Raw genomic sequence first — 22,756 nt, forward strand, 5'->3', positions numbered from 1 at the left:
TAAATAGGATGTGCCCAGTTCATTTAATAACTTGCATTGGATTAGAGGCATGGCAACTGAACGCTGGACCGTCGGGTCATATCTGGCAAAAAGACTGCAAGAAGCTGGGATTAAAGACTATTTTGTGGTTCCTGGTGATTACAATTTGGTTTTGCTGGACGAGTTGCTTTGTAATCGGGATCTTCGAATGATCAGCTGCTGCAACGAGTTAAACGCAGGTTATGCTGCAGATGGATATGGCCGCGCCACCGGAGGGCCATCGGCGGCCGTTGTAACTTATTCGGTTGGTGGATTGAGCCTTTTGAACGCTGTCGCAGGTGCCTATGCCGAAGACCTTCCAATGATCGCGATTTCCGGTGGGCCGAACACAAACTCTGAGGCCGAGTGGGAATACTTGCATCACACGCTTGGAGAGGTCGACTACGACTATCAGCGTGAGATGTTTGATCGCGTCACCGCCGAAGCTGTGACCATCCATCACCCTTCGCTCGCACCTGTGGCAATCGACAGGGCAATAGATACAGCAATGCTTCGTCGCAAGCCGGTCTATATTGAAATCGCTTCGAACATAGCAGGTGCACTCACATCAGCGCCTGTACCACGAAGTTTCGCCAGGCGGCCAAACAGTGATCCGAACACGTTAGCGACCGCGGTGGCTCAAGTATCGGAGTTCCTGAATGCGGCAGAGCGGCCAGTCCTTGTTGCAGGAAGCAAAGTGCGCGCCGGTCAGGCAGAGCAAGCTTTGCGCAATCTAGCGACAGCATGCGAATACGCGCAGGCGTCGATGCCAAATGCCAAAAGTTTTTTGTCCGAAACAAGCAACGGTTTCATGGGGATTTATTGAGGGCCGGTCAGCACGCCGGGGTGTGGGGAAATTGTCGATGCTGCAGACGGGCTTTTATTTGTTGGCCCTGTTTTCACCGACTACACCACGACAGGTCACCAGCTTGGCTTTGATCCCGACAAAGCGGTTATGGTTCATCCGACGTCTATTCAATTGGGTGAAACACATTTCAGTAATGTCCGCATGGATGAATTTCTGGAGGCACTGGCTGACAAACTTACACCGAACAATGGCGCTATCACGGCCTTCGAGCGCGTCAAAACCGAGCAAAGCCCATTAGAACCCGGTGCATCGGACACATTAGTGACCGTTCGCCAGCTTTTTGCCCGCGTTCAGAAGATGCTGGATGAGGACAGCACGCTACTCGTCGAGACCGGGGATTCATGGTTCAACGGAATGGAGACCGACTTACCCAAGGGCACTCGGTTCGAGATACAGATGCAGTACGGGTCTATTGGTTGGTCTGTGGGTGCATCACTGGGATACGCGTTGGGGAATAGAAAGCGTCGTTTAATCTCATGTATAGGTGACGGTTCGTTTCAACTGACCGCTCAAGAGATTTCAACCATGATCCGGTACGATGCGAAGCCGATTATTTTCTTGATAAACAATGGTGGTTATACAATTGAAGTTGAAATCCACGACGGCCCCTACAACACAATTAAAAATTGGGACTACGCTGGCCTGATCGACGTGTTCAGCGCCGGGGAGGGCAAAGCTTGGGGGTGCAAAGTGACAACCGAAGGCGAGTTGGACGCAGCAATCAAAACGGCCACTGATCATGACGGTCTTTGTTTGATCGAAGTTCTGATCGACCGGGATGATTGCAATGTCAATTTGTTGCGGTGGGGTAATCAGGTCGCACGTAATAACGGTCGGCCTAATCGATGCAGATAAAGCTTTACTCGACGAATTTCTGACGAGCTCAGCTTAGTTAGCTCGACTGACGCGATCTTTCCGCGGAATAAAGGGTACTGACATGCTTAATGGTGCGATGCTGGTTTGGTTTCTGTTAACCGGTGCCAGTGTGGGCTTTGTCATATGGGACTCGATCAGTAACGGCGTGACAAGTTGGGTTCAAAGGACTGCGTGGATTCTCGTGACGCTCTACACTGGCCCGGTTGGCTTGTTTTTCTATCTGCTTGCGTGTCGCCGCCCTTTTCCGGGAGGTCATGATCAATATACGCGCGCCACTTGGAAACAAGGTATCAACAGCGAGATGCACTGCGTTGCAGGTGATGCAACGGGCATCATTTTTGCTGCCATGCTGGTCCACTTTCTGAGCCTTTCAAATGGATGGGATATCGTTGTCGAGTACACGTTCGGTTTTGTGTCGGGTTTGTTCGTGTTCCAAGCACTCATGATGAAGCCGATGTTTGGTAGCTACGGAAAGGCTGTTCGAAAGACGTTCTTTGCCGAAACCGTTTCTATGAACATGGTTATGACAGGAATGATCCCGACGATGGTTCTGCTTGCAGCGACGTGGCCAGAATCCGACGACCCACTTACTCTTCAATTCTGGTTTCGGATGAGTCTTGCGACTGTTGTAGGCGCTGTGGTCGCCTTTCCTATTAATCGGTGGTTGGTGGCGAACCACCTTAAGCACGGGTGCATGACTCTGCCGGGTGCCGATGGCCCGGCACCCGCACTTGGGCATGTTTCATCGGAACAAAATGAAATGGCGGATCATGACGGGCACCAAATGGCCGGGCATCGTAAAATGAAAATGAGGAACCTACCCATCGGAAAGGCCGCAGCTTGGATTTTCGCGACGTACACAGTTTTAATCGTGGCGCTGTGGCTTACATCAAAATTTGTGCCCATCAAATTCTGAACGGCCTTGTCAGAAAATTTTGAGCAAGACGGGCAGGGGACTTTCAAAGCTTCGGTTCACGAAAAAAAGGCCGCTATCCAAATTGTTTTAACCCGGTCCCGAGATTATCCTGATTTTTCGCGAAATGTGGAAGATCGGTTGTACGATCGCAGTATTGAGATAATTCATCAAATGGCCAACTACAGGTGGAACCGGCTAGGCCCAAAATTCACCGCTGATTTCCACGGAAACCGGGTCTGTCAATTGCTGGCTCACTGAAACGTTTGATGGATATTGGCGGCTGTCTCAAGCAGGGCTTGTTCGATTATCGCTCTTTGTCTTGGAAACCTGGTCGAAGGCACCGGAATGGAGATTGCGTGCAGATCGCCCAGCCAATTGATGAAAGAGAATCCGATGGCAGACACGCCAGCGGAATGTTCATCCAGATCGTACGCGAGGCCTTGTTTTCGGATCGTATCCAGTTCTGTCAGGAAATCATCAAGGTCTTTCTGAATCCCATTCCGGTCCCATTCGTTTTTTATCAACTTGATTGCGTCATTTGGGCCGAGTTGTGCCAGACACGCCTTGCCGTTCGCAGTGGTTGTTAGCGGGAAAACTTCCCCGACTTGGGAAACTGTGGTCAAACGGTAGATACCTGGGACCTGATCTAGGAAAACCATGCCGATACCGCGCATGACGGCGAGGTCTGTCGTTTCCCCGGTCTTTTGAGTCAGTTCCGTCAAAAGAAGTCGGCAATGTTCGACAATGCTGTATTGCGCTGCGCCGGCAAGAGCGCTGAGTTCCGGACCAAGCCTTAAACCGCCTCCGTTCGCATCCGCAATAACAAGCTTCTCTTCAGCCAGTGCGCTTGTGATTCTCTGTACCGTAGAGCGGGGCAGATCAACACGTTCGGCGATTTTCCCCAAGCTCATCCCGGATTGAGTTTCTTTTAGAACTCTGAGAATCGAGGCTGCTCGGGAAATGACTTGAATGCCACCTTTATCAACTTTTTCAGGCATTTAATCTTCCCTATGTTTTCCGGTTCCACCGTTCCGGGTGTCAAGCACTCTACTACTGTTGTATCACGATGCGATGCAAGTCAACCGTATTATGAGTTTTAAGTTGACCGCAATACGGTGCGTATGCATCATCATGCGGGACAGGTGGGGAGGCCACCCAGACAATCAAAACGCTACCAACGCCGTATCGCCGGCGAACAGAGGAGATGTGCCCAATGGTTGAAATCCGCGGCATCGAGTTCCAGGGCAACACCGAAAATGATATGGGGCTGGAGTTCTATAACCTGAGCCACAGGTACGGGTTTCAATGCCCCAATTGGCCTTATTTCAAGGACGTCCAGATCGACCGAAAGCACTATATGGCCAAGTCGGGTGTTCTGTCACAGACGATTACCACAACCATGCATGTGACCACTCATATCGATGCACCTGCGCACGTTGTTCAGGGAACGCCATTCATCGACGAGGTGCCGCTGCCGCATTTCTTCGGCTCTGGCTTGGTGGTTTCGGTTCCCAAAAAGAAGTGGGAGCAAATCACCGGTGACGACCTAGAAAAGGCTTGCGGACACGCGATCCGCAAGGGCGACGTTCTGATTATCAATACCGGTTGGCACAAGCAGTATGAAGATGGTGATTACTTCGCGTACTGCCCTGGCCTTGTTCCTTCTGCCGCCGAGTGGATGATCGAGAAAGGTGTGAAAGTCGTTGGCCACGATACCCAGGCGAACGATCACCCGTTAGCAACTGCCATTGGTCCGCAGCGAAACGGTCCGATCATGCCTCATCTCGAAAAAGAGTATCTTGAGTGGTCAGGCGGTACGCCGTGGGAGGTTGATTTCCCCGAGTGGGAGCCGGTGCACAACATGCTGTTCTCCAAAGGTATTCTGGGAATTGAAAATGTCGGCGGGGATCTGGATTCGGTGACTGGCAAGCGCTGCACCTTCGCGTTCTTTCCTTGGAATTGGGACCGTGGCGATGGTTGCATTATCCGACTGGTAGCGATGATCGACAAGAACCAGTCCTACCGCATCGAGGCTGGCGAAGATTTCTGAACACTCACGGACCGGTCGCCGGTTCACCGGCGGCCGCCATTAATCCTGAGCGGAGACGAACATGCATCTGAAGCGGTTTAAAGACGCCCAACCCTACGTAGCACCGAACCATTTTGGGTGTCATGGGCTGCGCTTACAAGGGTTCGAGGACGGTGGGCCGACAAATCAGTGGATTGGCTTCAGCCAGTTCCTACCAGGTGGTGGCGCAGGCCCCGACTCCACACCTTTTGAGAAAGTCTACGTCGTTCTGGAAGGCGAAATGACCGTCATCGTTGACGGCACCGAAACCACTCTTGGGCCCATGGATAGCTGCACGATCGCACCGGGCGAAATACGCAAAATTGAGAACCGCGCGAACCACACCTGCAAAATGCTGGTGGTCATTCCGTATCCGCCAGAAAGCTAAGGACGAAAAGAATGTCTGATCCACATAAGATGTTTGACGTAAAAAATGACGTCGCACTGATCACTGGAGCGTCGGGCGCGTTTGGAATGGTTGCTGCCCGCGTGTTGGCCGGAGCTGGTTGCAACCTTGTTTTGGCTGCGGGCAACCAAGTTGCGCTCGATGAGATTGCTAAAGAGTGCGAGGCACTTGGTGCCACCGTCGTCGCAATAAACACACGCCCGACTGATGAAGCGTCATGTGAGGCATTGGTCGAAGAAGCCGTTAACAACTTTGGTAAGCTCGACATTCTCGTTGTCGCGTCTGGTATGAACAAAGTTGCGCCGATCAACGAAATGGCGCCGGAAACCTTCGATGCAGTCATGGACGCCAACGTGAACCAGAGCTGGTTGTTGGCGCGTGCGGCGGCAGTGCAAATGAAGGCCAGCGAATATGGCAAGATCATTTTCGTCAGTTCTGCGCGCAGCATCCTGGGTCACCCGGCAGGCTATACGGCATATTGTGCGTCAAAGGCTGCCGTGAACGGGATAACCAAAGCCTTGGGATGTGAGCTGGGTCCAACAGGCATTACCGTCAACGCGATTGCGCCGACAGTATTCCGTTCGCCTTTGACAGCTTGGATGTTCGAAGAAACCGACGAAGCGAAGGCGGTGCGCGATGGCTTTCTAACCCGTGTTCCAAAGGGGCGGCTGGGTGAGCCGGAAGACCTGGCCGGTCCGCTCCTGTTTCTCGCGTCGCGCGCATCTGATTTTTACACCGGGCATATCCTTCATGCCGACGGTGGATATACGGCGGGTTAAAGAATGGTGCGCAAGAAGCAGCAAATTGTAGTGATTGGCGCGGGCCTGATGGGGCATGGTATTGCCCTGACTTTAGCGAAAGCGGGTCATAACGTTGCCATCACTGATCCTGTGCAGGAAGCCCGGGACACCGTGTCAGACCGCATTCGCGCCAGCATGGCCGCGATGGGGGATGACGAGGTCACTATCACAAAAACCCTCAAAATGATTGAGACCATTGCGACGACGGAAGGTGCGGTTCGAAACGCCGATGCTGTGTTCGAAGCGGCACCGGAGAAGCTAGAGGTCAAGCAAGCGATCTTTGCTGAGATTGAAGCGCATGCACCAGAGACCTGCATTCTCGCATCAAATACTTCGGTCATGCCAATCACTCAGATCATGTCTGGGTTGCGGTTAAAAAGCCGGGCGCTCGGAACCCATTGGTGGAACCCGCCGCACATGATCCCGCTGGTCGAGGTTATTAAGACAGAGTGGACAGACCCTGAGATCGCACGGACGATGTTCGATTTGTTAAAGGATGCTGGAAAGACTCCGGTGATGGTCGAAAAGGATGTGCCGGGTTTTATTGGCAACCGCCTTCAACATGCGCTGTGGCGCGAAGCAGTCAGTCTGGTCGAAAACGGTATTTGCGACGCGGAAGCTGTCGATACAGTGATCAAGTCCAGCTTCGGACGGCGCTTGGCAGTCCTCGGTCCGTTGGAAAACGCTGATCTGGTGGGCACCGACCTGACGCTCGATATCCACGAAAACGTGCTGCACGATCTTGAGGCGCGCAAAGGCCCTTCATCCTATCTCAAGTCGCTGGTTGATGCGGGCAAGCTGGGCATGAAATCCGGCGAAGGGTTCAGAAAATGGGCGGAAGGCGAAGCAGATCAGGTTCGCCAGCGTGTCGCGACCCATCTGAAAAATCTCGAGAAGACTTTGTAAGATCAATCAAACACTGGCGGGAGGCCGGTGAAGGGAGGACGCAATGACAAAGACTTTCAAAACGGCCACTAGGCGCAGTTTCATCGCCGGAGCTACGGCGGCAATTGCTGCTCCGGCCATCCTCCGGGCAACGCGCGCCTATGCGGCCAACCCAACGCTAAGGATTGGCAATGTTAGCCCACGCACCGGACCGCTGGCGGGTTTCGCCGAGGCTGATGAATATGTGCTTCAAGCCATTCAGCAGGTTTTCTCTGCAGGTTTGGACAACAACGGAAAGACTTGGAATGTCGAGATCATCTCGAAAGACAGCCAGTCCAATCCGAACCGCGCAGCGGAAGTCGCCGCCGACCTGATCTTGGGCGATGAGGTCGATATCATCGTTGCGGCCTCTACGCCGGACACGGTGAACCCGGTCGCGGACCAAGCTGAGATCAACGAGGTTCCCTGCATCACCACCGACTGTCCCTGGCAGCCTTATTTCTTTGGCCGCAACGGCGTTCCGGGTGAGGGGTTTGAAACGACCTATCACTTCTTCTGGGGCCTAGAGGATGTGATCGCAGCGTTCCTTGATATGTGGGACAAAACTGGCGTGACCAAGACAGTGGGCGGTCTTTTCCCCAACGATGCTGACGGCAATGCTTGGGGCGATGCGGAACTGGGCCTGCCTAAACCGCTCGCTGCCGCTGGATATACCCTGACCGATCCCGGTCGCTATCAACCTCTGTCCGACGACTTCTCAAACCAGATCGCCGCGTTCAAGGCTGCTGGCTGCGAAATAGTCACTGGCAATATGATCCCACCGGACTTCGCGACGTTCTGGAGCCAAGCCGCCCAACAAGGGTTCAACCCGAAAGTCGTGACAATAGGTAAAGCGTTGCTGTTCCCTTCGGTCATTGAATCGCTGGGCGACCGTGGCGACGGGTTGTCGACCGAGGTCTGGTGGTCCCCGCATCATCCGTTCTCGTCCTCACTCACCGGTATTACTTCGAAAGACCTTGCCGAAGGATATACGGCAGAGTCCGGCCGTCCTTGGACTCAACCCCTTGGCTTCAAACACGCTCTGTTCGAGGTCGTCGCGGATGTCATTAAACGGGCTGATGATCTGGAAGACCCGTCTTCGATCATTTCGGCAATCACTTCCACCAACCTGAACACAATTGTCGGGCCGGTGAACTGGGGTGATGGGCCGATGAACAACGTCACCAAAACACCGCTGGTCGGCGGTCAGTGGCAAAAATCCGGCGACGCGTACGAGTTGCAGATCGTTGCAAACAGCACCGCGCCCGAAGTTCCGGTGACGGCAGACATGAAGCTGCTGGGCTGACCAGACATTCGGCGCAGATCTTGGCGCCGAACCCTCCATCCGAGAGAAGCATGACGACAATCTTGAGACTCCAAGACCTGAGCAAGGCATTTGGCGCGGTCACCGTTGCCGAGGCTATGAGCTATGAGGTTCAACGAGGTGAAGCGCTTGGGGTCATAGGCCCCAATGGCGCTGGAAAAACCTCGATGTTCAACCTGATCACGGGAACGCTCAAATCGAATTCCGGGGTTATAGAATTCAATGGGCAGAACGTCACCAAATGGAGCGCGGCAAAGCGCAGCCATGCGGGTATCGCACGCTCCTTTCAGGTCCCGCAGCCGTTTTCGGGAATGACCGTTTTCGAAAACGCCATGATCGCCGCTACGCAGTCGGCCGGCCTGCATGGGCATCAGGCTGAGCGGTTTTGCCTGGAAATTCTGGACCAAACGGAGCTGCTGCCCAAGGCAAACGTTCTAGCGGGCAGCCTGACTTTGTTGGAACGCAAACGGCTGGAACTGACACGCGCACTTTGCGCCAAGCCCAAACTGCTGTTGCTGGATGAGATTGCCGGTGGTTTGACCGAAGCGGAGTGCAAGTCCCTGGTTCAGACCATCAAGGACATCCACGCCTCTGGCGTCACCATCATCTGGATCGAGCATGTCGTTCACGCGCTGCTGGCCGTTGTTGACCGCCTGATCGTTATCGACTTCGGAAAAAAGATCGCCGAGGGCGAGCCGCAAGCAATCATGGAAAGCGCCGAAGTCAAAGAGATCTATCTGGGGATCGAAGCCGATGCCTGACTCAATTCTTCAGACACGAGGTTTGAACTCCTACTACGGTGACTTCCAAGCGCTGTATGATGTTGAACTGGACGTCGGCGAGGGTGAAGTTCTGGCCATCATTGGTGCGAACGGGGCAGGCAAGACGACCCTGATGCGGTCTATCACCGGGTTACTGGCGAACGAACCAAACCAGATCCAATACAAGGGCAGGGATATCAGCCGCCTGCGTGCCGACGAGGTCGCAGAACTTGGCCTAGCGATGGTGCCAGAAGGCCGTCAATTGTTCCCCACTTTGTCAGTTAAAGAAAACCTGATGATCGGTGCCCAAGTTGGCCGCGTAGGTCCTTGGGATCTGAATGCTGTCTACGACCTATTCCCGATCCTGGAAGAGCGCAAAGATCAGGCCTCGACATCGCTTTCGGGCGGTCAGCAGCAGATGGTCGCCATCGGGCGTGCGTTGATGGCCAATCCAGATCTGATCCTCTTCGATGAAATCAGCCTCGGACTGGCACCGATCATCATCAAAGACATTTACGAAGCTCTGCCCGGCATCATCGGCGAGGGCATGAGCGCGATCATCGTCGAACAGGACATCACCAAGGCGCTGTCGGTCTCAAGCCGGGTCTACTGCCTGCAGGAGGGGCGCGTTTCGCTGGAAAGTGCGTCCGACACCGTTTCGCGCGAAGACATTTCGCGCGCGTATTTCGGGATCGAATAATATGGAATGGCTGAATGCTATCGTGCAGGGAACTTTGCTGGGTGGGCTATACGCGCTGTTTGCCGCAGGTCTGTCGTTGATCTTTGGGGTCATGCGGCTGGTCAATATCGCCCATGGTGATCTGATTGTGTTGGCCGCATATCTTGGGCTGACCGTGACGACAGCGACAGGGATGCATCCGGTCGCTGCGCTTGTGATCGTCGTACCCGCCATGGCGCTGATTGGGTATGCCCTACAACGCGGCCTACTGAACCAAACTCTGGGGGACGATATTCTTCCACCGCTGCTTGTGACATTCGGGCTGAGTGTAATGATCCAGAACGGATTGCTGGAGGTCTATACGGCCGATCCACAAACGCTGAATGCCGGTGCGCTGGAAACGGCGAGCGTCCCGGTCGGTGGTGTGACGCTTGGCATTCTACCCCTTCTGACCTTTGGCATCGCTATCGCCGTGATATGGGGGCTGCAATGGACCTTCTATCATACCGGCCTTGGTCGCGCGTTCCGTGCGGTGTCCGACAATCAGGACATCGCCCAGCTTATGGGGCTCAACCGTCGGCACATCTTTGGTCTGGCTATGGCTCTGGCCCTCGGCGTGACAGCGATTGCCGGTATCCTGCTTGGAATACGCACGAGCTTTGATCCTTCAATAGGAGGCGGTCGCCTGATCTTTGGTTTTGAGGCTGTGATCATCGGCGGGCTTGGCAACCTTTGGGGTACGCTGGCCGGTGGTGTCATCCTTGGCGTCGCGCAGACCATTGGAGCCAAGATCGATCCGGGCTGGCAACTGCTTGCTGGCCATATCGCCTTTCTCGTCATTCTTGCTGTTCGTCCGAACGGCCTCTTCCCGAGGGTTTCCGGATGAACCTGCAGGACTACTCTGTATCGCGATCGTCAAAAGCAGCGCGGGTTGCTGCAATCCTGGCCGCAATCGGTCTGCTCGTTTTGATCGCAGCGCCCTGGTGGGCGGGTCGCGCTGACATGCGTCTGATGGGCGAGCTGTTTCTCTATCTGTCTCTCGCCACCCTTTGGAACCTTATGGCAGGCTATGCGGGTCTCGTCTCGGTTGGTCAGCAGGCCTATGTTGGCTTTGGTGGCTATATGCTCTTCGCGCTTACCATGTTGGGCGGGCTGCACCCATTGGTTGCTATCGTAGCAGCGGGCGTGTTGGGAGCTTTGATCTCAATCCCGGTTGCAGTTTTGATCTTCAGGCTTCGGGGCGCCTATTTTGCCATAGGCACCTGGGTCATCGCAGAGGTCTTCCGGCTGAGCTTCGCGCAAATCTCTGCGCTTGGTGGAGGATCAGGATCTTCGCTACCCGTTGCCATCGTGAAATCACTCGCATCTGGTCGCGCGATGCGAGAAGCGCTGAGCTATTGGCTGGCGCTCGGGGCCGCCGTGTTGGTGGTGACTGCCGTCTATCTCTTCCTGCGCTCGCGGCAGGGCTTGGCATTGACGGCAATTCGCGACAACGAATTGGCTGCCGGAAGCTTGGGTATCGATATCTGGCGCACGAAGTTCATCGTTTACGTCGTAACGTCGGCGTTTACGGCAATGATCGGCGCGCTCATCTTTTTGCAAAAGCTGCGCATTTCGCCAGATGCGGCGTTCAGCGTGAATGACTGGACCGCCTTCGTAATCTTCATTGTGGTGATTGGGGGCATCGGCACGATTGAAGGGCCGATTATCGGCACGCTGGTCTTCTTTGCCCTGCGCGAAACGCTGGCCGATCTCGGAACGACCTATCTTATCGTCCTCGGGGTTGTCGCAATTGTTGTCATGCTCAAGGCACCAAAGGGCATCTGGGGTGTCGTCCGCAGCCGCTATGATCTGCAACTTTTCCCGTTGGGCTATCGCGTAAAGCACATCGGACAATCCAAGGAAAACTGAAGCCATGGCCCGTCAGAAAAAAACCATCATCACATGCGCCGTAACCGGCGCGATCCACACGCCAACAATGTCGGATGCCCTTCCGTATACTTATGATGACATCGCGCGGCAGGCGATCGAAGCCGCCGAAGCCGGTGCGTCGATCCTGCATCTTCATGCACGCAATCCCGATAATGCAGCGCCTTCTGTTGACCCAAAGGATTTTGCGCCATTCCTGCCGCGCATCAAACAAGCAACAGACGCAGTTGTGAACTTATCGACCGGCGGATCGCTGACATTGTCCATTCAGGACCGGATCAATCCGGCAAAGACTTTTAGCCCCGAGATGTGCTCCATGAATATGGGTTCGATGAACTTCTCGTTTCACCCATTGGCAAAGCGGTATGGCGATGACGATTGGAAATTTGATTGGGAGAAAGACTATGTCACGAACTCCGATCAGAACATTTTCCGCAACACGTTCCGGGACATTCGCGAAGCGGCAGAAACGCTCGCGCCGCATGACATCAAATTCGAACATGAATGCTACGATGTCGGCCACTTGTATAACTTAAAATTCTGCATGGATATCGGGTTGTTCAAAGCACCCATTTTTATTCAGTTCATCTTTGGCATCCTCGGCGGTATCGGACCCGAGGTCGACAACCTGATCTTCATGAAACGCACAGCTGACAGGCTGTTCGGTGACGATTATCGATGGTCGGTTTTAGGGGCCGGTGGAGCACAAATGTCGCTCGGTACCACAGCCAGCCAAATGGGCGGCAACCTTCGCGTTGGTCTTGAAGACAGCCTTTTCATTTCTCGCGGCCAATTGGCCGAGAGCAATGCCCAGCAGGTGTCTAAGATCCGACGCATCGTTGAGGATTTGGGCAGTCAAGTAGCAACACCCGATGAGGCAAGGGAAATTCTGGAGTTGAAAGGAGGAGATCGGGTGGCATTCTAATCGGATTCTAGCTGCCACCTGCGATAAGGTTTTGTCAGAAGAGTTTGTGTATAGGTTGCAGAGTAGCGTCATAGTCTTCGCACGTGACTAAACACCTCGATTCAAGTATCTCGAAACCTTTCCGTCGATCACTCGTTTTGCAATGAAACTATTTACGCCCGTTGTGACCGCTTCGGTCCGAACTTTACCTTTTCGTTTCAACTTCCGCGTTTGAACTGCGCGGAAAGTAAGTCCTGCAGTTGCGGGCTTACCGCAAAGCGATATCGCTTTTCGGCGTTGTCTTCGAAAATGTATATGGCTTGCGGCGCTTTACTGATCATGAAGTTGAGGTGGTTGCAACTGTAGTAGCCCAACGTTGAAGACAACAACAGCCACTGAATTATTGTGATAAACTGATGAAGCGTCACTGTGCTGTGGAGGGTATTGTCACTGATTTCACTGTGCCGTACTGAGGTACGTTCAGATATCAATTTGAGACAAAATGATAAAAGACAGTCGGGTGGCTCAATAACTCGGTTGAGAACTCACACCTCCTTTTCCGACGCGGTGAATGAACTATGTGGCGTTTCACGCGCCTTCTAGGTTTGCAGAAATTCTCTGCCGTTCAGTCCCCTGTCTACAACGACGTTAATCAGGACAGTTCTCTTGCCAATGGCTCAACCTGCAAGCTGACACGATGAACACTTTTGCCAAGCGCAGAGAGCTTCGGGTTTCACAAAGGACCAAGTTACAAACCCGACTGTAGCGCTTTGGAATTTATCTGACTGCACCCTCGTATCAGAGGCAACCGGCGCACGCCGCCATCGGTACTCTATACGCTAATCAGGTACGTGCAGAATATGTGGCTAGACACCTCGAATTTCACAAGGCTCCATCCGGAAAACGCCCACCTTAGCAACGCCCCCAAGACAGATATGTACTTATGTGATAACACTTTAGCATCGTCTTCTTTTTTATGAATTCAAACTATCAGTCGAAATACAGCTATGGCGCGCTTTTTCAGAGTTATTGTTCAAGCTTCCATCTGCACAATCATACTGATTGTTGTTTTCTTCTGGTTGTGGGCAGTGCCCAGCGTTGAGGACCACCCGATCGCGACAGACGCCGAAACCATCGCGCGGGGGAAATATCTGACCGCGGCCGGCGACTGCACGTCATGCCACACCACCGAAGGCGGAGCCGCGTTTGCGGGCGGACTGAAGTTAGATACCCCGTTCGGTGGAATTTACTCGGCCAACATCACGCCTTCTGAAATGGGTATTAAAGGGATGACCTCGGCTGAGTTCTATAAAGTCCTTGCGTATGGGTCATACAAGACATTTCAGCCGCTCTATCCTGCGATGCCCTATCCATCTTACCACTTGGTTACGCGCCAAGATTCTGATGCGATGCTTGCGTATCTGATGACCCAGACACCGGTTGACCAAAGTGTGCCAAAAAACGAATTGAAATTTCCCTTCAATATTCGACAGCTTGTGCTTTTTTGGAATGTTCTCTTTGCGAAGCGTGGGACATACGAACCCGATGCCTCCCGCGATGCCGTTTGGAACCGCGGCGCCTATCTGGTTGAGGGGCTGGGCCATTGTGGTGCCTGTCACACACCGCATAACATGTTTGGCGCTGCCGAGCATGACCGGGCGTTGGCCGGAGCACCGCTTGCAGACTACGAGGCACCCGATATTCGGCCCGAGTCACTGAAACAGCGAGGCTGGAACGCTGAATACCTGGCTGAGTTCTTCAAAACAGGCAGGGGACCCAAAGGTACTGCATTCAAGGAAATGTATCTGGTAGTGAAAAATTCTTTGTCGCAGTTGACCGATGAAGACCGGATTGCGATTGCCACCTATCTTCTGGATCTGCCATCCGCCCCAAGTTACGGCAGCAACGCTACGTTTGCGGCTGCAGATAGCGAGGCTTCGGAATCGTATCGAGAAGGGCGTGCACTGTTCTTGAACAATTGTTCGATGTGCCACGGCCCGCGCGGCAAGGGCGTCAAAGATGGGGCGCCACCATTGGCTGGAAACTCGACGCTGGCTCAGGTCGACGGTCGCAATATGATTTATGCAATCGTAAACGGATTTCCTGATCCCAAATCCGTACCTAATTCCAGCCCGATGCCTGCCTTTAAGGACCGTATGACCCCGACGCAGATCGCGGAATTGGCTAATTTTCTACGTCACACCTTTGCGGCTGAAACACCGGACCTGCCCAAATTTACCGAGGCCGACATCGAGGCAATAATAAAATAGTTGGCATCGGCCCAGAACGGGTAAAGTGGACTTTGATATGAGTGATGATCAAGACAAGCAGGGTAGACACGGCACCGATCTTACCCGGCGCAGTGTGTTGACCGGTGGCACCGGCATTGTCACAGGAACTGCAGCCAGTTTGGTAGCTGGGCTAGGGGTTGAGGGCGCAGCGGCCGGTCCTTTGCAACGCCCGTGGGCAACCGAATTGGGCGATCCGGTCGGAACAAATCCTTATGGCCACCCATCATCATTCGAAAAGGCAGTGATCCGTCGTCCGACCCCGTCCGAGTATGCACCAAAGGGTTATGTTCCGCCGATGAACGAATCCTCCTGGACCGGCACGCCGTTGCAGGACCTGCGTGGGATCATCACACCTAACGGGCTGTTCTATGAACGATCCCACGGCGGTTACGCCGACATGGACCCGGCCAAGCACAAAGTGGTCATTCACGGGCTTGTCGACCGGAATCTTGAACTCAGCATGGAGGATCTGCGCCGCTTTCCCACTGTCACCACGTTCAGATTTCTTGAATGTTCCGGCAACAGCGATCTGATCTGGGGCAAAGCAACCTATGGCGGGCAAGAAACGTCGCCATATTTAACCGCACAAGATATTCACGGTCTTCTCAGCTGTGCTGAATGGACTGGCGTCCGGTTGTCCGACCTGTTGCGTGAGGCTGGGGCTGATACAGTTAAGGGCAAGTGGCTCATCGTCGAAGGCGCGGATTCCGGCGCTTTGGCGCGTAGCTTGCCGATGGCGCGCGCGCTGGACGACTGCATTCTTGCCTTTGCGCAAAACGGGGAAATGCTGCGCCCGGAACAGGGGTATCCGGTACGGCTGTTGGTACCGGGCTGCGAGGGCAATCTGAACATCAAATGGGTGCAGCGGATAGAGGTAACCGACCGGCCACTTTTTGCGACGTTCGAAACGGGCCAGTACACCGATCTGCAAAAATCCGGCAAGGCGTGGATCTCCTCGCTGGTGATGGAAGCCAAGTCGCTCATCACCTTTCCATCAGGCGGTCAGTCCCTACCGGAAAAGGGCTTCTATCAGATTCGGGGTATCGCCTGGTCTGGTCGCGGGAAAATTTCGCATGTGGATGTATCGTTCGACGGCGGCCGCAACTGGACCCAAGCGCAACTGACGGAGCCGGTGATGTCGAAGTGCCTGACCGAATTCACCCTACCTTGGAGATGGGACGGGAGCGAGACACTGTTAATGAGCCGTGCCACTGACGAAACTGGATACACTCAGCCCTTCGTTCAGCAGATCGTCGACGCGCGCGGTAAATTCTCATCGTACCACAACAACGGCATCCAAACGTGGCGGGTTGAAAGCAATGGTGAGGTATACAATGCGCAGGTTTAACCTGATTCTCTGTGCCATGGCACTGATAGTGACCTCTGGGCTAGCTGCTGCACAAATTACCGACTGTGATGACCGCCCCTTGTGTCTCGGCAAGACAATCACCGAGGCAGAGTTGTCGGTCTGGTCGCTGAGTGTTTTCCCTGATGGCACCGGGCTTCCTGATGGAATGGGCAGCGCGGACGAGGGTGCTCGAGTCTATCGTGACAAGTGCTCGGCCTGCCATGGCGAAAAAGGCGTAGGGTTGAAGGTTCTGCTGGACCGCGGAGCGTTTCCAACCCTTGTCGGTTCGACGCCACCTTTGACCGATACCGAAAACTCGCCTGCAAAAACTGTGGGCAGCTACTGGCCGTACGCCACGACATTCCTTGACTATGTCCGCCGAGCAATGCCGTTCGCAATGGCCCATTCCCTTAGCGACAACGAAGTCTACGCGGTTACCGCGTATATTCTGGTGCTAAACGACATCCTACCTGCAGGAGCAACGCTGGATCGAAGCAGCATGATGCAGGTGACGATGCCTAACGTCGATGGGTTCATTTGCGATGCCCGTCCAGATGTGTTTGCCCCCCGATGCATGTCGAATTGCGTAATACCCGGCGATGCTGACGTTTTAAGCGGGGCGGGTGAGGATTATGGCAAACCGGTTCCCATAACGGATTGCATGGTTCGGTAGTGCCTTTCTTAGATTTGTTCGGGTTCTTGAAGATCGTTTGAAAATCGCAACTTCCCAACACCGCGTGGATTGTTCCTTAGGAATAAACTTTGGATCAATTCGAGTTTCTGACTGAGGATTTTTAGTTCCAAAATTGTACTGCGATTTTTAAAAGAAATCACTTTTTTGTCGGGCATGGGGCTCAGCGATCGAGATCAGAACTCACACATCCCGTTGCGACGAACAGAACGCGTGATGCTGCATTTCAACAGGATGAATACCAAGCAGTAGATCACCTTTGTTTAAGCTTTTGTAAACGAACACTTCAATCAGTAGTGATCTTTCATCAACCGAGTACCTGCAGGCTGACATGATCGGTGAAACCTGTCGAATGGCGCGATTTATGCGCGGCACAAAGGATCGCTTTATTGACCAAAATTATGCTGGTTCGAATTTGTCTGACAGCACCTTGGCCACGACCTGTTTTCTGTGCCTAACAACTTGGCTTCTTATTAAGGTGATTGAGGATGAACAGGCAAACTTTGTGATATCTGCAGGGCGGCCGAAGCGCCAAAGGTAGACGCTTACCCTCAGCGAAGCATTCTTGCATCCCGATATATATCTGCGCGCGTTCAAACACGTTCTAAAAGAAGTAACGGAGGTTCAGAAAGGGGAAATAGACTTTTGGAGGACATCAGTTCCGAGGCAGAAACGAGAATTACTGAATTTCGGCGAAGGCAATAGTGGTCCGTATACCATCGGGTTTGGGTGGCCTGGCGTTGCGGTGCCGAAGTTGACGCCCCGCGAAGGCTCGGGCACTGTTGGAAAATGATCCAAACAGTTCTGGTTGATGTCTCCGGAGTTCTCTACCAAGGAACCAAAGCGATCCCCGGCGCATCCGAGTCGCTTACGCGGTTGCGTTCCAGCGGGCGGTACGTGAGGTATCTCACTAACAGCACCCGGCAGCCAAAGAACCGCATCATGGAAAAGTTGCAGAACCTCGGGTTTGCAATTCAGCCGGAGGAGATATTTACGCCCGTTGCTGCCTGCCTTGATTGGCTATCGCGCACGGGGCATAGTCCGCATTTGCTCGTCCACCCTGCACTTGCGGAAGAGTTTTCAGGCTGTGACCGCAGTGGACCGCCCGCCGTCGTTGTTGGCGATGCTGCCCAGGAGTTTTCTTATGAAAATTTGAACCGGGCGCACCGATTGTTGCAGAAGGGGGCGCCTTTGATCGCCCTCGCGAACAACCGCATTTTCATGGATCAGGATGGACAGTTGAGCCTTGATGCCGGCTGCTTCGTCAAGGCGCTTGAATACGCGACCGGCGCCAGGGCTCGGTTGTTGGGCAAACCCGACCCCGGATTCTTCAAAGCCGCTATTGCCACCACCGGAGCCTCTACTGCGCAGTCAGCTATGATCGGTGACGATGCTGAAAGTGATATTGCCGGTGCCCTTGCTGCTGGACTGGCCGAGGCGTATTTGGTGCGCACCGGTAAATTTCGTGAAGGCGACGAGCGTCGGTTTACTCCTGAACCGACGGCTACGGTGGCCGATATTTGCGAAGCAGTGTCCCGCTTGACCGGACCTGGAAGTACTAGTGGAGCAGCTCAAACTTGACAGCCGAGGAAGGGTTTGACCGCTCTGGCGGATTGCAGATAAATCCTCATATGGCTCATCACCCAATCTTATGGACGTTCCGCCGCTGCCCTTATGCAATGAGGGCCCGCCTCGCCTTGGCGAGTTCGGGTGTCAAAATCGAGCTGCGCGAAATTCTTTTAAAGGACAAGCCCCACGCCTTCTTGCAGACATCTTCAACCGGTACGGTGCCAGCGCTTCGATTTAAAGATAAGGTCTTAGACGAAAGCTTGGATATTATGATTTGGGCCCTTGAACAAAATGATCCTCAGCGGCTTTTGGACATGCCTCAGAAAGGGTGGGACATGATCAAGGAAAATGATGGTCCCTTCAAGGCCGCATTGGATCACACAAATTACGCTACGCGCTATCTTGAATTTTACCATGCAGTAGAGCGCCGGAAAGCTGCAAGCTACTTGGTTAGCCTCGACAAACAGTTGAACGGTCGATTCTGGTTGTTTGGAGACCGCCCAACCCTTGCTGATCTGGCGCTTCTGCCCTTTGTCCGGCAATTCGCCTATATAGACAGGCAATGGTTTGACGCACAGGAATGGGCAAATTTGATTGCATGGCTGGATCGCTTCCTAGCAAGCAAAACCTTCTCGAACGTAATGTACAAGTACTCGCCGTGGGCAGAAGGCGACGAACCAATTTGGTTCAGGGGCCAGGTTCAATAAGGTTGTTCGGTCTGTTGCCGATACCTGCCATCTTCCATAAGGTTCCAATATACGTTTCCAGGGATGCAAGCATCTATTCGCTAACTGGATCGTAGCCCCGATGACGTTTCTGCCATTCGCGTTTTCGGAGCGCTTTCGCGCGCTTACAGTCGTTTTCATCGGTAATCATCATGGCTTGCCCATTCGCCCCGGGATACCCAATATATAAACTTCTGTCGACAGTATCGGTTACGACACTATTCCATAGAACTGCGCTATATTGACATCTGGGCGTACTTGGCGGGTTGGCTGAAGTCTTTTTAGAATAAGCGGCGTGGTGTAGACCTCCGAGCGGTTTGATTTTTAGGAGAAGGACATGCCGGTATCCGGACCGCTACTGGCCGCACCCGCGGATTTGACGGACTTGTTTCGGCGGGGATTGTCAGCAAATCCCGAGGCGACGGCCCTTTACGCCTTAGACGAGGCTTGGACCTGGCGAGAATTGGATGCCGCTTGTACACGGCTCGCGCTGAAATATCTGAGCCTTGGGTTGACCCCTGGAGATAGAGTAGCGTCGATCATGCCGAACCGGGCGGCACTTTTGATCCATTACCTGGCTTGTATGCGGGCGGGTCTGGTAGCGATGCCGCTCAATTATCGCTACGCAGCTGCGGATATCGACTATGCTTTGGGTTTGGCGACACCTGCAGCGCTGCTGGTTCATGCAGAGCGCGCCGAGGACGCGGTAGCAGTTCCTGGCACAGCGCAAATGCCTGTAGGCTTGATTTCCTATGCAGGCGAAATAAGCGGTGCGCTGGCCTTCGAGGATCTGCTTGCAGGGGAAAGCAGAGGGACTTTGCAGCCAGTTGGTGCCGAGGCTCCAGCGTTTATATTCTTCACCTCCGGGACCACTGGCAAGCCCAAAGGTGTGACCCATAGTCATGCCAGCATGGGGTTTATGGTGGCGAGCAATGCGAAGGGGCTGGGCCTAGGTTCCCGGGATGTCGTGCTACCAGCCTCGTGGATTTCGCATACCGCCGGATTACGGCTAACATTTGCAGGACTTTGGACAGGTGCCACGACGAATGTTGCACAACGGTTTACACCTGACGAGCTTTTAGCGCTGTTGCGGCAGACTCGGCCAACGGTGGCACAAATCTTACCTGCGCCTTTGGAGGCATTACTGTCGGGGCACGGGGCGACGCGCGAAGACTTTAGCTCTCTAAAAACGATGATGGCCGGTGCAGACAAACCCTCTCAGAAGTTGGTCGATGCGTTCGGCGCCCTAGCCGGTGTGCCGATTGGGGCGTTTTACGGGATGACGGAAATGGGGACGTCACACTCCAACACCCACGGGGGCGCTGAAAAGCTTGGAGCAGTTGGGCTGAACAACCCAGGTTTTGTTTCAGCGCTTCGCAACGAAGTTGATGAGGAGGTTCCCGTAGGTGTAGACGGTCGGCATTGGATAAAGAGCCCAACCATGATGACCGGGTATTGGGAGAATCCCGAGGCGACAGCAGCGGCATTTCGGGATGGCTGGCTCGACACTGGCGATTTAATGCGGCGGGATGAGGATGGCTATTTCTGGTTTCGGGGGCGACAGAAACAGATCATTGTTCATGACGGATCGAACATCAGCCCGGCAGAAGTGGAAGATGCGTTGACCGCACATCCAGCCGTTGCGGTAGCTGTTGTGGTTGGGGTGCGGGACGAAATGCACGGCGAAGATGTTTGGGGCTTCGTGAGCTTAGCCGAAGGGGCGGAACTGATACGTGCCAGTGAGATCATCGACTTTGCACGAGAGCAGATTGGATACAAGGCGCCGGATGTAGTGCGAATAGTAAGTGCACTGCCGTTGACTATGGGCGGCAAGTTGGATCGGATGGCGTTAAAACAATTGGCTGCGGAGGAGAGCGGTGCGGCGCATGTGCTGTGACGCCTTTGGTAGTCGGGCCACGCTTTGTGACACCTCTCAAAACAATAGGCGTTAACGTTTCCAGATAGTTTCCACCAGACAGATTAAGCGATCTCAGTTGAATCGCATAGCATCTTACAAAAGCACACTCTCGCGTATTTAAACCTTTGTTGAGGTTGGATTCGCCGGACATTGGTCGAATTTACCGATGTTTAAGGGCGGCTGTCTTGAAGCAGAATTTCGACCCCTATTCGCGACGCTGAGAGCCTCATCCGTCCAGCAGGGGACCGGCCCGAAGTACTAGAGGTTTTGCTTGGCAAAGCGCTACGGCACCGTCTAGGCTCATGAAACGTTAGACATTTTTTGGCTGAGCATCGTTATGACCAATGCGTTAGCACCTGCGACCCGGTTTCGCTGGACCATCATTGTTCTCTTGTTTTTGATCAACACGATTAACTACATTGACCGCTCGGCGATCTCTTACGCGGCCCACGCCATTCAAAGTGAGTTTGGCCTGTCGTCATCTCACTTGGGGTTGGTGCTGGGCGCATTTGGCATCGGTTATTTTCTTACAACCTTACCAGGAGGTTATCTTGCGGACCGTTTCGGAGCCCGCATAACTTTTGCGCTCGCGGTTTTACTGTGGTCCGTTGCGATCGGCTGGACCGGAGCCGCAACGGGGTTCGCGATGCTTTATTGTGCACGTATGGCGCTCGGGCTGGCTGAAGGGCCGTCCTTTCCCGCGCATTCACGCGTTTTGGAAAGGTGGTTGCCACCGCATGAACGATCCACAGCAATGGGCGCTGCTTTGGTGGCGATCCCGCTCGCGCTCGCCGTTGGCGCACCATTGGCAACATACGTCATCGTCGAGTTTGGATGGCGTATCATGTTCTTTGGCCTTGCGCTGTTGGGCATGATGTGGCTGCCCGCATGGCTCTGGCTTTCCAGCGATTCACCCGAACAATCACGGTTCGTAAATGATGAAGAACGGAATTACGTAAAGGAAGGCCGCGGGGACACAGATCAACCCGCCAACAGCGGCCGACTTTCGCGCGAAGACTTCAAGGTCTTGCTGCAGACGCCCACTCTTTTGGCCAGTTACTGGTCCTATTTTGTGTTCGGATACCTTATCTTTTTTGTGATGACTTGGTTGCCTGAGTTCCTGAGAACGACTTACCACTTGGACCTCAAACAGATTGGTTGGGCTGCTGCTATTCCCTGGGCCGCCGCTGCAATCACTTTGTATTCCGTGGGCCGCTTGTCGGACTGGTTACTAATCAGAACGGGGACCCTTCGGGTCGCTCGAACCTATCCTATGGCGGTGCTGCACGGGCTTGTCGCACTGGCTGTTTTGCCGCTCGCCTTTGTAGACAATTTCCCGATCGCGCTGATTTGCATCTCAATTGCCGTATCTGCGGGGCTTGGCGCAAACCCGATCTTTTATGCAGTCATTGCCGACATTGTGCCGCAACGCGCGGGAACTTGCATGGGCGTCATGAATAGTGGCTTTGCCTTAGCTGGTTTTCTGGCACCCGTCATCACTGGGTTCGCCCTAGATGCAACCGGTACTTTCGCTGTTGCGTTCGGTTTGATTGGCTTCTTCGCAGCTTCGTCTGTGATTGGCCTGTTGGTCTGGCACCACCCGGATGACAGCGCCAAGGCCACAAGTGTCTCGAGAGCTGGCAACACTTAACGCAGGGCGGAGCTTTTGTTTAATGTATTCAAAACACCGCTTGTTATTACACCCGCTCGAGTCTTGTCGTACATCCTTTGTCTGAGTGGG

Annotated in this window: 21 protein-coding genes and 1 pseudogene; 21 read left to right on the forward strand and 1 reads right to left on the reverse strand. The window is 53.9% G+C overall.

Annotation, left to right across the window (positions count from 1 at the left end):
• The first annotated feature begins 49 nt into the window (after nt 1–49).
• The 3 genes from ACR0L3_RS02660 (at nt 50) to ACR0L3_RS02670 (ending at nt 2,678) form a co-directional block, all read left to right on the forward strand.
• Complete coding sequence (locus ACR0L3_RS02660; protein ID WP_480743415.1) at nt 50–844, forward strand: thiamine pyrophosphate-binding protein; 795 nt, start codon at nt 50–52, stop codon at nt 842–844.
• Between the two features lie 183 nt (nt 845–1,027).
• Complete coding sequence (locus tag ACR0L3_RS02665) at nt 1,028–1,741, forward strand: thiamine pyrophosphate-dependent enzyme (RefSeq protein WP_480743417.1); 714 nt, start codon at nt 1,028–1,030, stop codon at nt 1,739–1,741.
• An 82-nt stretch (nt 1,742–1,823) separates the two neighbouring features.
• Nucleotides 1,824–2,678 carry a DUF4396 domain-containing protein gene (locus ACR0L3_RS02670; protein ID WP_480743418.1) on the forward strand — a complete coding sequence of 285 codons (855 nt, stop codon included), beginning with the start codon at nt 1,824–1,826 and terminating at the stop codon, nt 2,676–2,678.
• Between the two features lie 251 nt (nt 2,679–2,929).
• Here ACR0L3_RS02670 and ACR0L3_RS02675 read toward each other — a convergent pair whose 3' ends face one another.
• Nucleotides 2,930–3,676, reverse strand: a complete 747-nt coding sequence (locus tag ACR0L3_RS02675; RefSeq protein WP_480743420.1) for an IclR family transcriptional regulator — start codon at nt 3,674–3,676, stop codon at nt 2,930–2,932.
• Nucleotides 3,677–3,891: 215 nt separating this feature from the next.
• Here ACR0L3_RS02675 and ACR0L3_RS02680 point away from each other — a divergent pair, with 215 nt between their 5' ends.
• From ACR0L3_RS02680 to ACR0L3_RS02765, 18 genes and pseudogenes are all read left to right on the forward strand, one after another.
• Nucleotides 3,892–4,728: a cyclase family protein gene (locus ACR0L3_RS02680; RefSeq protein WP_480743421.1), complete on the forward strand. Its 837-nt coding sequence runs from the start codon at nt 3,892–3,894 to the stop codon at nt 4,726–4,728.
• 61 nt (nt 4,729–4,789) lie between these two features.
• Nucleotides 4,790–5,134 (forward strand): cupin domain-containing protein, encoded by a 345-nt coding sequence (locus ACR0L3_RS02685; protein WP_480743422.1) that lies wholly within the window; start codon nt 4,790–4,792, stop codon nt 5,132–5,134.
• Nucleotides 5,135–5,145: 11 nt separating this feature from the next.
• The gene (locus tag ACR0L3_RS02690) at nt 5,146–5,931 is read left to right on the forward strand and encodes an SDR family NAD(P)-dependent oxidoreductase (RefSeq protein WP_480743424.1); all 786 of its coding nucleotides are present in this window, start codon (nt 5,146–5,148) and stop codon (nt 5,929–5,931) included.
• 3 nt (nt 5,932–5,934) lie between these two features.
• Nucleotides 5,935–6,858, forward strand: coding sequence for a 3-hydroxyacyl-CoA dehydrogenase family protein (locus ACR0L3_RS02695; protein WP_480743425.1), 924 nt, complete (start codon nt 5,935–5,937; stop codon nt 6,856–6,858).
• Between the two features lie 43 nt (nt 6,859–6,901).
• The gene (locus ACR0L3_RS02700) at nt 6,902–8,182 is read left to right on the forward strand and encodes an ABC transporter substrate-binding protein (RefSeq protein WP_480743426.1); all 1,281 of its coding nucleotides are present in this window, start codon (nt 6,902–6,904) and stop codon (nt 8,180–8,182) included.
• 50 nt (nt 8,183–8,232) lie between these two features.
• The gene (locus tag ACR0L3_RS02705; protein ID WP_480743427.1) at nt 8,233–8,961 is read left to right on the forward strand and encodes an ABC transporter ATP-binding protein; all 729 of its coding nucleotides are present in this window, start codon (nt 8,233–8,235) and stop codon (nt 8,959–8,961) included.
• A complete protein-coding gene (locus tag ACR0L3_RS02710; protein ID WP_480743428.1) occupies nt 8,954–9,661 on the forward strand; it encodes an ABC transporter ATP-binding protein in 708 nt (235 codons plus the stop codon). The genes ACR0L3_RS02705 and ACR0L3_RS02710 overlap by 8 nt, the downstream gene beginning before the upstream one ends.
• A 1-nt stretch (nt 9,662) precedes the next feature.
• Complete coding sequence (locus ACR0L3_RS02715) at nt 9,663–10,526, forward strand: branched-chain amino acid ABC transporter permease (RefSeq protein ID WP_480743430.1); 864 nt, start codon at nt 9,663–9,665, stop codon at nt 10,524–10,526.
• Nucleotides 10,523–11,551: a branched-chain amino acid ABC transporter permease gene (locus ACR0L3_RS02720; protein ID WP_480743432.1), complete on the forward strand. Its 1,029-nt coding sequence runs from the start codon at nt 10,523–10,525 to the stop codon at nt 11,549–11,551. Before ACR0L3_RS02715 ends, ACR0L3_RS02720 begins: the two co-directional genes overlap by 4 nt.
• 4 nt (nt 11,552–11,555) lie before the next feature.
• A complete protein-coding gene (gene kce, locus ACR0L3_RS02725) occupies nt 11,556–12,494 on the forward strand; it encodes a 3,5-dioxohexanoate:acetyl-CoA acetone transferase (protein WP_480743433.1) in 939 nt (312 codons plus the stop codon).
• Nucleotides 12,495–13,561: 1,067 nt separating this feature from the next.
• A complete protein-coding gene (locus tag ACR0L3_RS02730; RefSeq protein WP_480743435.1) occupies nt 13,562–14,743 on the forward strand; it encodes a cytochrome c in 1,182 nt (393 codons plus the stop codon).
• Between the two features lie 37 nt (nt 14,744–14,780).
• On the forward strand, nt 14,781–16,112 hold the full coding sequence (gene soxC, locus ACR0L3_RS02735; RefSeq protein WP_480743436.1) for a sulfite dehydrogenase: 1,332 nt from the start codon (nt 14,781–14,783) through the stop codon (nt 16,110–16,112).
• Nucleotides 16,099–16,785: a c-type cytochrome gene (locus ACR0L3_RS02740; protein WP_480743438.1), complete on the forward strand. Its 687-nt coding sequence runs from the start codon at nt 16,099–16,101 to the stop codon at nt 16,783–16,785. The genes soxC and ACR0L3_RS02740 overlap by 14 nt, the downstream gene beginning before the upstream one ends.
• An 807-nt stretch (nt 16,786–17,592) precedes the next feature.
• Nucleotides 17,593–18,384 carry a TIGR01458 family HAD-type hydrolase gene (locus ACR0L3_RS02745; RefSeq protein ID WP_480743440.1) on the forward strand — a complete coding sequence of 264 codons (792 nt, stop codon included), beginning with the start codon at nt 17,593–17,595 and terminating at the stop codon, nt 18,382–18,384.
• A gap of 50 nt (nt 18,385–18,434) precedes the next feature.
• A pseudogene (locus ACR0L3_RS02750) lies at nt 18,435–18,662 on the forward strand (glutathione S-transferase N-terminal domain-containing protein); the annotation flags it as partial.
• 45 nt (nt 18,663–18,707) lie between these two features.
• Entirely contained in the window at nt 18,708–19,079 is a 372-nt protein-coding gene (locus ACR0L3_RS02755) for a glutathione S-transferase C-terminal domain-containing protein (protein ID WP_480744649.1), read from the forward strand.
• Between the two features lie 355 nt (nt 19,080–19,434).
• Nucleotides 19,435–20,994 (forward strand): class I adenylate-forming enzyme family protein, encoded by a 1,560-nt coding sequence (locus ACR0L3_RS02760; RefSeq protein ID WP_480743442.1) that lies wholly within the window; start codon nt 19,435–19,437, stop codon nt 20,992–20,994.
• 358 nt (nt 20,995–21,352) lie between these two features.
• Nucleotides 21,353–22,666, forward strand: coding sequence for an MFS transporter (locus ACR0L3_RS02765; protein ID WP_480743443.1), 1,314 nt, complete (start codon nt 21,353–21,355; stop codon nt 22,664–22,666).
• Nucleotides 22,667–22,756 lie beyond the last annotated feature (90 nt).

This window comes from Ruegeria sp. CK1 (assembly GCF_056536545.1).

Bases quoted from the DNA above. Each gene is read 5' to 3' on its own strand.
- ACR0L3_RS02660 (WP_480743415.1), top strand. From the start codon at position 50: ATGGCAACTGAACGCTGGACCGTCGGGTCATATCTGGCAAAAAGACTG.
- ACR0L3_RS02665 (WP_480743417.1), top strand. From the start codon at position 1,028: ATGGATGAATTTCTGGAGGCACTGGCTGACAAACTTACACCGAACAAT.
- ACR0L3_RS02670 (WP_480743418.1), top strand. From the start codon at position 1,824: ATGCTTAATGGTGCGATGCTGGTTTGGTTTCTGTTAACCGGTGCCAGT.
- ACR0L3_RS02675 (WP_480743420.1), bottom strand. From the start codon at position 3,676: ATGCCTGAAAAAGTTGATAAAGGTGGCATTCAAGTCATTTCCCGAGCA.
- ACR0L3_RS02680 (WP_480743421.1), top strand. From the start codon at position 3,892: ATGGTTGAAATCCGCGGCATCGAGTTCCAGGGCAACACCGAAAATGAT.
- ACR0L3_RS02685 (WP_480743422.1), top strand. From the start codon at position 4,790: ATGCATCTGAAGCGGTTTAAAGACGCCCAACCCTACGTAGCACCGAAC.
- ACR0L3_RS02690 (WP_480743424.1), top strand. From the start codon at position 5,146: ATGTCTGATCCACATAAGATGTTTGACGTAAAAAATGACGTCGCACTG.
- ACR0L3_RS02695 (WP_480743425.1), top strand. From the start codon at position 5,935: ATGGTGCGCAAGAAGCAGCAAATTGTAGTGATTGGCGCGGGCCTGATG.
- ACR0L3_RS02700 (WP_480743426.1), top strand. From the start codon at position 6,902: ATGACAAAGACTTTCAAAACGGCCACTAGGCGCAGTTTCATCGCCGGA.
- ACR0L3_RS02705 (WP_480743427.1), top strand. From the start codon at position 8,233: ATGACGACAATCTTGAGACTCCAAGACCTGAGCAAGGCATTTGGCGCG.
- ACR0L3_RS02710 (WP_480743428.1), top strand. From the start codon at position 8,954: ATGCCTGACTCAATTCTTCAGACACGAGGTTTGAACTCCTACTACGGT.
- ACR0L3_RS02715 (WP_480743430.1), top strand. From the start codon at position 9,663: ATGGAATGGCTGAATGCTATCGTGCAGGGAACTTTGCTGGGTGGGCTA.
- ACR0L3_RS02720 (WP_480743432.1), top strand. From the start codon at position 10,523: ATGAACCTGCAGGACTACTCTGTATCGCGATCGTCAAAAGCAGCGCGG.
- kce (WP_480743433.1), top strand. From the start codon at position 11,556: ATGGCCCGTCAGAAAAAAACCATCATCACATGCGCCGTAACCGGCGCG.
- soxC (WP_480743436.1), top strand. From the start codon at position 14,781: ATGAGTGATGATCAAGACAAGCAGGGTAGACACGGCACCGATCTTACC.
- ACR0L3_RS02740 (WP_480743438.1), top strand. From the start codon at position 16,099: ATGCGCAGGTTTAACCTGATTCTCTGTGCCATGGCACTGATAGTGACC.
- ACR0L3_RS02745 (WP_480743440.1), top strand. From the start codon at position 17,593: ATGATCCAAACAGTTCTGGTTGATGTCTCCGGAGTTCTCTACCAAGGA.
- ACR0L3_RS02755 (WP_480744649.1), top strand. From the start codon at position 18,708: ATGATCAAGGAAAATGATGGTCCCTTCAAGGCCGCATTGGATCACACA.
- ACR0L3_RS02760 (WP_480743442.1), top strand. From the start codon at position 19,435: ATGCCGGTATCCGGACCGCTACTGGCCGCACCCGCGGATTTGACGGAC.
- ACR0L3_RS02765 (WP_480743443.1), top strand. From the start codon at position 21,353: ATGACCAATGCGTTAGCACCTGCGACCCGGTTTCGCTGGACCATCATT.